Raw genomic sequence first — 12,347 nt, forward strand, 5'->3', positions numbered from 1 at the left:
CCTGAATCTGAGTCCCAATGTCTTTAAGAAGAACGAGCGTGCAGGCGCTGCTCGGCAGCCAGGAGCTGGAGCGCGAAGTAGTGGTGAACGGCTGGGTGCGTACGCGCCGCGGCAATAAATATGTACAGTTCATCGCCGTGAATGACGGCTCTTCAATCCACAACATCCAGGTAGTAGCCGACGCCGAAAAATTTCCGGAGGAGTCGCTCAAGGACGTGACCACGGGCTCGTGCGTGGCTGTGCGCGGCCAGCTGGTAGCCTCGCAGGGCAAAGGACAAAGCGTAGAAATTCAGGCCGCAGAAATTACCGTGTTGGGCAAAGCGGACCCCGAAGAATATCCATTGCAGAAGAAAGGGCATTCGCTGGAATTCCTGCGCGAAATAGCTCATCTGCGTCCCCGCACCAACACGTTTGGGGCGGTGCTACGCGTGCGCCACGCGCTGGCCTTTGCCGTGCACCAGTACTTCAACGACCACGGCTTCTATTACATCCACACACCCATTATCACGGGTTCCGACGCCGAGGGCGCGGGCCAGATGTTCCGGGTGACTACCCTACCTGACCAAAACCCGCCTCTCACGGAGGACAAAGCCGGCGTAGACTACAAGCAGGATTTCTTCGGCAAGCAAACCAACCTCACCGTATCGGGGCAACTGGAGGGCGAGGTGGCGGCCATGGCGCTGGGCAAGGTGTACACCTTCGGGCCTACCTTCCGGGCCGAAAACTCCAACACGGCCCGCCACCTGGCCGAGTTCTGGATGATTGAGCCGGAAGTGGCGTTCAACGATTTGCAGGACAACATGGAGCTGGCCGAGGACTTCTTGAAGTACCTCGTGCGCTACGCCCTGGACAAATGCGCTGATGACCTGCAATTCCTCAACGACCAATACGACAAGGAGTTGCTGGAGCGCCTACGCTTCGTGGTCGACAATGATTTCCAGCGCCTGACCTACACGGAGGCCGTAGAAATCCTGAAATCTGCCAAGAAGAAGTTCGAGTTTCCCGTAGACTGGGGCACCGATTTGCAGTCGGAGCACGAGCGCTACCTGGTAGAAAAGCACTTCAAGAAGCCCGTTATCCTCACCGACTACCCCAAGGATATCAAGGCATTCTACATGAAGCTGAACGACGACGACAAAACCGTGCGGGCCATGGACGTGCTGTTCCCCGGCATCGGCGAAATCATCGGTGGCTCGCAGCGCGAGGAGGATCTGGAGAAGCTGCGCGCCCGCATGGCCGCTATGCACGTGCCCGAAGACGAATTGTGGTGGTATATGGAGCTGCGCAAGTTCGGTACGGCGCCGCACGCCGGCTTCGGTTTAGGCTTCGAGCGTCTGATTTTGTTTGTGACGGGTATGGCCAACATTCGGGATGTGATTCCCTTCCCACGCTTCCCGAAAAACGCGGAATTCTAGACCACGGATTTGCTCGAATTATAGCGAATTTCACGGATTTCGTGAATGATTTATGGCGGGCGGCTTCTTTGTGGAGCCGCCCGCTTTGTGATAGTGCAAGCCTGTTGTGCTGGGCCTGCGAGTTGTGCGATACAGCATTACCTTATCTTTCATCCTCCGGTTGGTAGCGTAAAAGCCAGCTGCTTGTTACGTATGCTTCTTATTATCGTGTTTTGGGCGTGGGCTGCCGGGGTAGGCCTGGGATTTGGTCTGGGTCTGGAAAAATTGCTGAAACGGATTTGGGGACCTCTACCTCGCGTGCTAACAGACAGTCCGGAATTATTGATAATTGGAGGTTTAGCAATACTGGCGTGGCTGGTGGCAATCCTTAGCTTCTCGCTACCAGTCGCTTTACCCGTGCAACTGGGGATAAGCGCTTTAGCTATTATACTGCTAGTCGCAAACCGCGCCCGGCTACGCCTACTACTGCTCAGCTATGGTGGCAGCTGGCAAGAAGCTGGCCCCCTTGCTGGCCTGCTGGCTGGCGCTTTGGTAGCGCTGCTCCTGACGCACGCTACCCAACCGCCCACGTTTCCCGATTCAGCCTTATACCATGCACAGTTTGTTCAGTGGATGCATGGCTACCCGCTGGTGCCAGGACTAGGCAATTTGCGCGGACAGTTGGCTTTCAACTCCCACGCTCATTTATTGACGGCCTTTTTCAGCCCGGCCACTCCACTTAGCCAAGCCCCAGCGTTTCAGCAAACCGTGAGTAGTCTGGGCTTTTTGCTGCTAACGCTCCACCACGTACGCCGGGCCGGCAGGCATCTACGGGTGGGCCAGCGGCCCTGGTTGGCGAGCTTCTACCTCGGCAGCGTGGTTTTCCTACTGATGACGATGCGCCCCTGGATTTCTTCTCCCTTGGCAGATAGTACCGCAGCCATACTGGGCTTGCTGCTGCTGGGACTCTTGCTCGAAACGCCCCGGTTGCTATCTGCTGGCCTGCTTTGGGTAGGGATAGTGGCAGCTACGGCCGTTACGGTGAAGTCCTCAGCCGGCGCAATGCTGCTGTGGCCGTTGGTGGCGGCCTGGTGGCCTGCCCAAGGGCGTTGGCGACGTTTGGGGTTGCTACTGGGTGTGATAGGGCTGGTGCTGCTCCCCTGGGTAGGCCGCAACGTCGTGCTGTCAGGCTACCTTGTCTATCCGCTGGCGGGCCAAGTGGGCCCCGTTGTACGCGATTGGGCTGTACCGCCTGCCCAACTAGCCGCCGATTTAGCAGAGATTCGCCTTTTTGCCCGCCGGCCCTTGGGCGACTGGCCTCTTGCAGCGAAGCAACCACTAGGCCAGTGGCTACCGCTATGGTGGCTGCAACAGGAACCAGCCGATAAGCTGCTGCTGCTAGTAGCTGTGGCTGGCATCGGGCTGATGCTAGGCTGGCTGATGTGGCAACTGGTAGTGAAGAGAACTGCCTACAGCGCTCTGATAAAACGCCCTGACTTAACGCTGTATTTGCTGCTCCTACTCGGTTGCGGTAGTTGGTTTGTGGCGGCCCCCGCCATGCGCTTTGCCTATGCCTATCTCATTGGGGCTGCTCTACTGAGCCCATTGATTATCGCTCGTGGGTTGCCCATTCGGTGGGGCCGGGTAGGTGGCTGGAGCTTGTGTGCTCTCAGTCTTTTCTATGCTCTGAATGGCCTGCGCCATGAGCTGGCGAAACCAGACACGCTGACCACCCGCCTCACTTGGCCAGCCGACTACCCGGCAGTACGCACGCGGGTGGCCGGCCACGCAGGCTCCTACCCTGTGCGAATGGGCGCATGGCCCAACAGCCGCTGCGGCAACGCCCTGCTGCCTTGTACTGATTCGCTGTCGCCAGGTCTGCAATTGCGTGGTACTACACTGTGTCAGGGCTTCCGAATGGTGCAAGATTAACTCTGTGCTTCAGGATAGTTTTTCAATAACAACTATTCTCCCTCGAGGTATCATTTGCTTTAAGCGTCTCGTTCCTCTGCGCACCAAGACTATAAATCAACACAGTTAAGCACAACAACATACCAGGAAGCCGGTCGGTATTCGCTGCTTCAGTAGGATATACTACTTCCCTTCCCACGCTTCCCGAAAAACGCGGAATTTTAAGTTGCGCACAACTGTTTATTTCTTACCAACCGGCCAAATTTAGTTGCCCATGGGGGCATCTGAATTTGGCCGGTGGCGTATGGAGATACTCGTTATGCAGAACATTATTTTCTTTGGCGACAGCCTCACGGCGGGTTACCAGTTGCCTGGTAGCGCCGCATTCCCTTCACTTATTCAACAGCGCCTTGATACGCTTTCCCTACCCTACAAAACCTTCAACTACGGCGTGAGTGGCGAAACCTCTGCCGGGGGCCGGCAGCGTATTGGCAGCGTGTTGGCACGGCAACCCGTCGATGTATTTGTGCTGGCGCTGGGCGCCAACGATGGCCTGCGCGGTATTCCGCCCCGCGATACCATGCAGAACCTGCAGTTCATTTTGGACGAAGTGAGCCGCCGCTACCCACAGGCGCGGCGAGTGCTCGCCGGCCTAGAGTTTCCTTTTGATTTGGGGCCGCTGGGCGGACATCATCTGGGCGTGTACGCCACGGAGTTTAAGGCCCTGTTTCGTACGCTGGCCGAGCGCAATCAGCTCCCTTTCATTCCTTTCTTATTGCAGGGAGTATTAGGCCACCGCAATCTCAACCTCCCCGATGGCGTGCACCCTAACGCGCAAGGCCAGAAAATACTGGCTGAGAACGTGTGGGAAGTGCTGGAGGAAGTGGTGAGATGATGAAATAGTGAGATGGTGAGTTTGTGAGGTGGTGAGTTACAAAAGAAGGGTATCATCCTGAGCTTGCGAAGAACCTTTTTCCGTGAGAACGGCAGACGTACCAACGACTCGTTCTACCGGCATAAGGTCCTTCGCAAGCTCAGGATGATACCCTTCTTTTGTAACTCACCACCTCACAAACTCACCATCTCACTATTTCACCTTATACAGCATACAGCTTCTCGTAATACTCTGTAGCCATGCGGTTTGAGCCGAAGGCGGGCTCTACCTCCCGCATGGCAGTTTTTACGATTTGCAGGAATTTTTTGGGCTCCTGATAGTACGTGGGTAGGGCTTCCTGCTCCAGCACGTCGAGCAGGGCGGTAGCTTCCTGATCGTCTTTCACCTTCTCCTCATTCTGCATGTCGGCGTGGGGAATCACAAAGCCGTTTTCGCCGTGACGGATGAACTCGGGAATCCAGCCATCGGCAATGCTCAGGTTCACGGAGCCGTTCATGGCGGCCGTCATGCCGCTGGTGCCGCTGGCCTCGCGAGGGTAGCGCGGGGTATTCAGCCACAAATCCGAACCCTTTTTCAGCGCCGCCGACAGGCCAAGCTCGTAGCCCGTGAGCACCGCGCAGTTCTTGAACTGGCGGGTGGTTTTGATGATGTTGTTGAAGATGCCAATGGCCCCAAAATCCTTAGGGTAGGGCTTGCCCGCCCAAATCACCTGGATAGGCTGGTCGGTATTCTCGATGATAGCACGGAACCGTTCGAAGTCGCGCAGAATCAGGTCGGCGCGCTTGTAGCCGGCAAAGCGGCGGGCCCACACCAACGTCAGCACTTCGGGGTCGAAGAGGTTGCCGGTCTGGTCGGCCACTATTTTAAACAGCTCCTGTTTCAGCTCTTTTTTGCGAGCCAACAGCGCCTCGTCGTTATCAGCTTCTAGAGCAGCGTGCAGCGCCTTGTCGCGCCAGTAAGTACCGTTTTGAGCGTTGGTGATGGACGTGATGGGGCAAATACCCTCGTAATGTCCCCACATTTCGTTGGCTACGTCGCCGTGCACTTTCGATACGCCGTTGGCAATGCGTGAGAAGCGCAGGGCCGTGAGCGTGTAGTTGAGCTGACCGTTTTCGACGCCCGCCACGCGCACCACTTCCTCGGTGGGCACGGGGCCAAAGAAGCTCATCTTGGAAAGCAACGCTACGGGGTGCTCCTCGTTACCGGCCAGCTCGGGCGTGTGCGTGGTGAACACGAGGTGCTTCTGCACTTCCTCCAAGCTGCGGCCAAATTTTTCATAGAGGTAAAACGCCAGCGGCAGGCCGTGTCCCTCGTTGAGGTGATATACATCTACTTTACGCTCAATGATATCCAGCAGCTTGCCACCGCCTACCCCCAGCAGAATGCTTTGGGCTACGCGGGCAGCCGTATCCGGGTCGTAGAGGTGGTGGGAGATAGTGCGCGAGAGGTAGTCGTTTTCCTCAATATCGGTAGTGAGGAAGAACATGGGCGCCGTGCCAAACGTGTCGGGTGCCAGGTAGTAGGCCTTCACGTGCACATCGGCATCGTGAATGGTGATGGGGAACACGATGCCCGTATCCTGCAGGAAGGAGTAGTACTTGTGGCGGAACTCAGCTTGCATCAGCTGATTACCGTCGCGGGTTTGGTCGTAGTAGCCATCGGTCCATAGGATGGCGATGCCTACCAGGTTCTGCTTCAGCTCATACACCGAGCGCATGTGTGAGCCAGCTAGGAAGCCCAGGCCACCAGAGTAGGTTTTCAGCGCCTGATCGAGCGCGAATTCCATGGAAAAATACGCCGCCGAGGTGCTGAATTCGGGGTTGATGGGGTACATGTTTAAATCAAAAGCCATGTAAGAAAAAGTCAGGGTGAAACAACGCCCCGGCAGACCTTGCCGGAGCAACGGGTTAGGGTTGCAAGTCTAGCAAAAAAATGAGGGCACTACCGCCCAAACGGCAAGCAGGCCGGAAGGTTTGGGGCGGAGTGGCGACATCGCAGCGTAGTGTTGAGCTTCCAAAGATTTCATTCTTACCTTATCTGGAGCAAAGCAGCGGCTGTTGCGTGGCCGCATCGTTGTGGTGCGGGCAGCCTAGCAGCGCCCTGTGCGGGCAGCAAGCAGTATCTTGCATTCTAATTTCCCACACTACATGAAAATTCCCCACCTCCTCCTGGCCGCCCTACTCTGTGGTAGCGCTGCCCCAGTGGCCACCGCGGCCCCTACTCCCGTGGAAGCTGCCAAGAAGGCCGCTCCCATTGCCCGCATCGACCCTACTTTTTGGTGGGTAGGGATGAAGAATCCCAAGCTACAACTACTGGTGCACGGCCCCGGCATTGCCGACAGTAAAGTGAACCTGGCCGCCTACCCCGGCGTGACGATGGATGGCTTCCAACGCCTCGAAAGCCCGAATTATCTGCTCGTCAACCTCACCATCAGCCCCGAGGCCAAGTCTGGCAAGCTGAAATTAAGCTTTGATGGCAAGAGCAAAACCAAGTACGAGTACGAATTGCGTGCCCGCGAAACCGGCAAAGACCGCGTGCAGGGCGTGAATAGCTCCGATTTCATCTATTTTCTGATGCCGGACCGCTTCGCCAACGGCGACCCGAAAAACGACATCATCAAGACGGAGCGCGCCCGCACCATCGCCCGCGACTCGATGTACGCCCGCCACGGCGGCGACCTGAAGGGTATTGAGCAGCATTTCGACTACCTGAAATCCATGGGCGTGACGGCCATTTGGCCTACCCCGGTGGTGGAAAACGACATGCCCAAGGCCAGCTATCATGGCTACGCCCTCACCGACTACTACCAGGTAGACCCGCGCTACGGCACCAACGAGGAGTACCGGCAGTTTGTGCGCAACGCCCACCAAAACGGCCTGAAGGTGATTCACGACGTGGTGCTCAACCACGTGGGCAGCTACAATTACCTGTTCCTCGACCAGCCCGCCAAGGACTGGTTTAACCGGTGGCCCAGCTTCACGCGCAGCAACTACAACTCGCAGGCTCTCAACGACCCCTACGGCTCGAAGCGCGACCTGGACCTGTACAACCGCGGCTGGTTTGATACCACCATGCCCGATGTGAACCAGAGCAACCCGCTGGTAGCCACTTACATCATCCAGAATTTTCTGTGGTGGCTGGAGTACACGGGCCTCGACAGCTACCGCATCGACACCTACCCCTACTCCGACCCGCAATTCCTGATGGCCTGGAATAAGGCGTTGCTGGACGAGTATCCGCAGTTGGGCATGTTTGGTGAGGCGTGGGTGGGCAGCACGGCTCAGCAGGCGTTTTTTGCCCAGAATATTTTCGAGCCGGTGGATGGGTTTAAGTCCAACCTGCCGGGCGTGCTGGATTTTCAGTCGCAGGGCGCCATTTGGGACGCGCTCAAGGAGAAAGGCAACGTGACTAAGCTCTACGACGCGTTGCAGGGCGACTGGATGTACCAGGATGCCACCCGCAACGTGGTGTTTATGGACAACCACGACATGAGCCGCGTCTATTCCGTCATCGGCGAAAGCCTACCCCGCCTGAAGATGGGCTTTGCCTGGCTGCTCACCACGCGCGGCATTCCGCAGCTCTACTACGGCACCGAGATTCTGATGAAGAACTTCTCGAACCCCGACGGCCTGGTGCGCTCCGACTTCCCCGGCGGCTGGAAGAAAGATAAGCGCAACGCCTTTACGCAGGCCGGTCGCACGCCCCAGGAGCAGGAGGCGTTTGCTTACGTGAGCAAGCTCGGCACCTACCGCAAAGCGCACCCCGTGCTGCAAACCGGCAAGCTGATGCAGTTCATCCCGCAGGACAACATCTACACCTACTTCCGCTACGACGACCAGGGCAACACCGTGATGGTGATGCTGAACGGCAACGACAGCGAGAAATCCGTGGATCTGACGCGGTTTGCGGAACGGCTCAATGGCTATTCTGCTGCCTCGGATGTGCTTTCTGGTGCTACCGTGTCGGATTTGAAAGCAGTGAAGGTGCCGGGGTATACGGCGCTGGTGTGGGAGTTGAAGAAGTAGATTTCAACCTGGAGCTTTTAGCCCGCAGAGGGCGCAGAGGGAAACGCAGAAGACGCTGTGATGCACGAAAATGATATTTCGTTTGAAATTCGGAAGGCCGCTTTTGCTATTCATACGGCATTAGGGCCGGGGCTTTTAGAATCGGTGTATGAGACGCTGATGCACCACGAGCTGCGTAAGGTTGGGTTGGATGTAAAAACGCAGGTGGCCCTACCCGTACTTTACAATGGCCTCAAGCTGGAAAACGGTTTTCGGATGGACCTGTTAGTGGAAAATAAAGTAGTGGTGGAGCTAAAGTCAGTGGAAACGCTTTTAGAAGTCTACCATATGCAGCTACTCACCTATCTGAAACTGTCTGGCCACAAGCTTGGCCTACTCATCAACTTCAACGTACCCCTCATCAAAGCTGGCATCTTCCGCAAAGTGAATGGCCTGTAAGCACACTGCGTCCTCCGCGTTTCCTTCTGCGCCCTCTGCGGGCTAAAAACATCGAAACAACAGATCTGAAAGCACTTAATATGAAAACCCTCCTGCCAGCCCTGACCCTTGCCCTCAGCCTGGCCGCCTGCTCCACTTCCCAATCGCCCCAAGTTACCGAGCCCGTGTCTGCAACCATTGACCCCAACACCACCAACGAAACGCCCCAGGACCACAAGCTGATCATCTACCAGATGATGACGCGCCTGTTTGGCAACAAAAACACCACCAACAAGTTCTATGGCTCGGTGGAGGAAAACGGGGTTGGCAAGTTTAACGACGTGACCAACACCGCCCTGCAAGCCATCAAGCAGCTGGGCGTGACGCACGTGTGGTACACCGGCATCATCGAGCACGCCACCATGACCGACTACACCCGCTACGGCATCCCCCTGGACGATGCCGATGTGGTGAAGGGTAGGGCCGGCTCACCCTACGCCATCCGCGACTACTACGATGTGGCCCCCGACCTGGCCGTGAACGTACCGCGGCGCATGCAGGAGTTCGAGGCCCTGGTGCAGCGCACCCACCAAAACGGCCTCAAGGTTCTCATCGACTTCATCCCAAATCATGTGGCACGCAGCTACAAGTCGGATGTGCGGCCTGCGGGGGTAGTAGACCTGGGCGAGCACGACGATAAAACGCAGGCGTTCAGCCCCGGCAACAACTTCTATTACATTCCGGGCCAGGCGTTTCGGGTGCCAGCGGGCTACAACCCATTGGGCGACTTGAAAGGCCCCGGCGAGGATAAGAAGTACCAGGAAGTACCCGCCAAAGCTACCGGCAACGACGTGTTTTCGGCCACGCCGACCATCGACGACTGGTTTGAAACCATCAAGCTGAACTACGGCGTCGACTACGCGAATAACCGCCAGACGCACTTCGAGCCCATACCGGATACGTGGCTGAAAATGCGCGACATTCTGCTGTACTGGGCCAAAAAAGACGTGGACGGCTTCCGGTGCGACATGGCCGAGATGGTGCCGGTGGAGTTCTGGGGCTGGGTGATTCCGGAGGTGAAAAAGGTGAAGCCCGGCATCATCTTCGCCGCCGAGATTTACAACCCCAAGCAATACCAGCACTACATTGAAACCGGCAAGTTCGACTACCTCTACGACAAGGTAGGGCTCTATGACGGCCTGCGCCGCCTGATGGCCGGCCAGGGCACCACCGACGACATCACCCACGTATGGCGCGAGGAAAGCCGCGGCTTTGCCGGCAACATGCTGCGTTTTCTGGAAAACCACGACGAGCAGCGCATTGCCGCTCGCGAGTTTGCTGGCAACCCCCGCGCCGCCATTCCGGCCATGACCGTGACGGCCACCCTCGCCAACGGCCCCGTGATGCTCTATATGGGCCAGGAGGTAGGCGAGCCGGGCCGCGGCGCCAGCGGCTTCAGCTCCGACGATGGCCGCACCACCATCTTCGACTATTGGGGCGTGCCCGAGCACCAGAAATGGATGAACGGCGGCAAGTTCGACGGTGGGCAGCTCAGCGAAAGCCAGCGCCAGTTGCGCGGCTTCTACCAGCGCCTACTCACGCTCACCAACCAAAGCGACGCCATTCGGCGGGGCCGCTTCTACGAGTTGCAGCAGGCCAACCAGAGCAGCCCCGGCTACAACCCGCAGCAGCTCTACGCCTATCTGCGCTACACTGATAAGCAGAAGCTGCTGATTGTGGTGAACTTCAGCTCCAGCCAGAGTGCCCAAACGCAGTTGCAGATTCCGGCAGCTGCTATGCAGGCCATGGGGCTGGATGCCAGCAAGTCGTACACCTACACGGACCTGCTTAACCAGGCACCACCCATCGACAACCTGGCGCTAACCATAGCTCCGCAGAGCGCCTGCGTGCTGGAAATCAAACCAAAATAACAACTTGCTCCTCCCCTGAACCGTATGCCGGCTTCCTGTATCAATGGCAGGAAGCCGGCATTTTTGCGTAAAGTGTGTACCTTCAAAGTTGCGTTTGCAAACGATTTCGCGCGACTTTTCAACCCGTTCAATTTTTATGGCAGGTAGCACCGTGGCGGCCCCTTCCGCTACCCACAACAAACCCCGGCTCTCCTTCTGGCAGATCTGGAACATGAGCTTCGGCTTCTTGGGCATTCAGTTTGGCTTTGAACTGCAAAACTCCAACGTAAGCCGAATTTTCGAAACGCTAGGAGCTAACAAAGATGACATTCCAATTCTGTGGATTGCTGCACCGCTAACGGGTTTATTGGTGCAGCCCATCATCGGGTATTTCTCCGACCGTACGTGGCACCCGTACTGGGGGCGGCGGCGTCCTTATTTCCTCGTTGGGGCAGTACTGGCGACGCTGGCCTTATTTCTAATGCCGAACTCGTCAGCGCTGTGGATGGCTGGCGGGATGCTCTGGATTCTGGATGCCAGCATCAACATCAGCATGGAGCCATTTCGGGCGTTCGTGGGCGACAAGCTGCCGGGCTCCCAACGCACCAGTGGTTTTGCCATGCAGAGCTTTTTTATCGGGGTAGGCTCGGTGGTAGCAGCAGCGTTGCCGTGGGTGTTCAATAAATGGCTGCACCTAAGCAATACTGCTCCAGCCGGTGAGATTCCACCGTCCGTGAAATGGTCATTCTATGCAGGTGGTCTAGCTTTTATTCTAGCAGTGATGTACACTGTATTCACTAGCAAGGAAACACCGCCCGAAGACATGGAGGAGTTTCGGCGAGAGAATGCGCAGGCCGGTATCTGGGACGGAATGCGTGAGTCGTTTGCCGGACTGTTCAATATGCCCACGGCTATGCGACAGTTGGCTTTTGTGCAGTTCTTTACCTGGTTTGCGCTGTTTTCAATGTGGATTTATGCCACTAACGCCGTCACCAGCAATATCTACAACATGAAGGTGAATAGTAGTCTGTATAATACGATTTCCTCTTTTATTGATAATGCTGCACGCCAAGCCACCGACAACAAAACTCAAAACGAACTGCGTGCTCTGCAGAACGACCTCAAAGAAATCAACGAGTTTCAGGCTAGTAGCACGGAGAAAACCCTCACCCTGAACTTAGCTAACTACTACTTAGCGCACGCACCCGCCACACCTACAGCTCGGCAGGAGTTACAACGAGTGCAACAGCAATACAACGATGGGGCTGACAAGCTGAGCTTAGCTTCATCGGTACGTAACGGGGTAGCAGCCATCTTTGCCTTTGTGCTACCTGTTATTGCAGCTCGCACCAGCCGTCGCCGCACTCATATGCTCTGCCTGCTGCTTGGCGGCATAGGGTTATTGTCACTGAAATTTATTCCCGGCCCCGATTGGATTATGCTTTCTATGTCGTTGGTAGGCATAGCCTGGGCCAGCATCTTATCAATGCCTTACGCTATTCTGGCAGGGTCGCTACCAGCCAACAAGATGGGTTACTACATGGGCGTGTTCAACTTCTTCATTGTAATTCCACAGATTGTGGCCGCTACACTGCTGGGGTTTTTCACTATGCATTTGTTCCAAGGCAATACGATGAGCACTATTGCACTGGGTGGAGCATCTATGATTCTGGCAGGACTACTCACACTTCGAGTAAAGGATACCGACGAGCCCGAAGCACCCGCTACACTAGATACACCCGCACCAGCATACGATACGCCCATAGTGACGGTACCACGTACGTAATCGTTTATT

The 12,347-nt window shown here is 56.5% G+C and carries 8 protein-coding genes; 7 read left to right on the forward strand and 1 reads right to left on the reverse strand.

Annotated features, from left to right (window positions below):
- Nucleotides 1–17: 17 nt before the first annotated feature.
- The 3 genes from asnS (at nt 18) to H8B15_RS18715 (ending at nt 4,200) form a co-directional block, all read left to right on the forward strand.
- Nucleotides 18–1,415, forward strand: a complete 1,398-nt coding sequence (gene asnS, locus H8B15_RS18705; RefSeq protein ID WP_187321177.1) for an asparagine--tRNA ligase — start codon at nt 18–20, stop codon at nt 1,413–1,415.
- 192 nt (nt 1,416–1,607) lie between these two features.
- A complete protein-coding gene (locus tag H8B15_RS18710) occupies nt 1,608–3,326 on the forward strand; it encodes a DUF8201 family protein (protein WP_187321178.1) in 1,719 nt (572 codons plus the stop codon).
- Between the two features lie 283 nt (nt 3,327–3,609).
- Complete coding sequence (locus H8B15_RS18715; RefSeq protein ID WP_246455705.1) at nt 3,610–4,200, forward strand: arylesterase; 591 nt, start codon at nt 3,610–3,612, stop codon at nt 4,198–4,200.
- 202 nt (nt 4,201–4,402) lie between these two features.
- On the opposite strand, the gene glgP is transcribed toward H8B15_RS18715, so the two are convergent.
- The gene (glgP, locus tag H8B15_RS18720; protein WP_187321179.1) at nt 4,403–6,052 is read right to left on the reverse strand and encodes an alpha-glucan family phosphorylase; all 1,650 of its coding nucleotides are present in this window, start codon (nt 6,050–6,052) and stop codon (nt 4,403–4,405) included.
- Between the two features lie 295 nt (nt 6,053–6,347).
- On the opposite strand from glgP, the gene H8B15_RS18725 reads away from it, so the two are divergent.
- The 4 genes from H8B15_RS18725 (at nt 6,348) to H8B15_RS18740 (ending at nt 12,338) form a co-directional block, all read left to right on the forward strand.
- On the forward strand, nt 6,348–8,225 hold the full coding sequence (locus H8B15_RS18725; RefSeq protein WP_187321180.1) for a glycoside hydrolase family 13 protein: 1,878 nt from the start codon (nt 6,348–6,350) through the stop codon (nt 8,223–8,225).
- Nucleotides 8,226–8,285: 60 nt separating this feature from the next.
- A complete protein-coding gene (locus H8B15_RS18730) occupies nt 8,286–8,663 on the forward strand; it encodes a GxxExxY protein (RefSeq protein ID WP_187321215.1) in 378 nt (125 codons plus the stop codon).
- Between the two features lie 80 nt (nt 8,664–8,743).
- A complete protein-coding gene (locus tag H8B15_RS18735) occupies nt 8,744–10,573 on the forward strand; it encodes an alpha-amylase family glycosyl hydrolase (RefSeq protein ID WP_187321181.1) in 1,830 nt (609 codons plus the stop codon).
- A gap of 136 nt (nt 10,574–10,709) precedes the next feature.
- Complete coding sequence (locus tag H8B15_RS18740) at nt 10,710–12,338, forward strand: MFS transporter (RefSeq protein WP_216859210.1); 1,629 nt, start codon at nt 10,710–10,712, stop codon at nt 12,336–12,338.
- The last annotated feature ends 9 nt before the right edge of the window (nt 12,339–12,347 follow it).

It is taken from the genome of Hymenobacter citatus (assembly GCF_014333615.1).
Classification (GTDB): domain Bacteria; phylum Bacteroidota; class Bacteroidia; order Cytophagales; family Hymenobacteraceae; genus Hymenobacter; species Hymenobacter citatus.

Excerpts from the sequence above, each read along its gene's own strand:
- asnS (WP_187321177.1), top strand. The coding sequence starts at position 18 with ATGTCTTTAAGAAGAACGAGCGTGCAGGCGCTGCTCGGCAGCCAGGAG.
- H8B15_RS18710 (WP_187321178.1), top strand. The coding sequence starts at position 1,608 with ATGCTTCTTATTATCGTGTTTTGGGCGTGGGCTGCCGGGGTAGGCCTG.
- H8B15_RS18730 (WP_187321215.1), top strand. The coding sequence starts at position 8,286 with ATGCACGAAAATGATATTTCGTTTGAAATTCGGAAGGCCGCTTTTGCT.
- glgP (WP_187321179.1), bottom strand. The coding sequence starts at position 6,052 with ATGGCTTTTGATTTAAACATGTACCCCATCAACCCCGAATTCAGCACC.
- H8B15_RS18725 (WP_187321180.1), top strand. The coding sequence starts at position 6,348 with ATGAAAATTCCCCACCTCCTCCTGGCCGCCCTACTCTGTGGTAGCGCT.
- H8B15_RS18740 (WP_216859210.1), top strand. The coding sequence starts at position 10,710 with ATGGCAGGTAGCACCGTGGCGGCCCCTTCCGCTACCCACAACAAACCC.
- H8B15_RS18735 (WP_187321181.1), top strand. The coding sequence starts at position 8,744 with ATGAAAACCCTCCTGCCAGCCCTGACCCTTGCCCTCAGCCTGGCCGCC.
- H8B15_RS18715 (WP_246455705.1), top strand. The coding sequence starts at position 3,610 with ATGGAGATACTCGTTATGCAGAACATTATTTTCTTTGGCGACAGCCTC.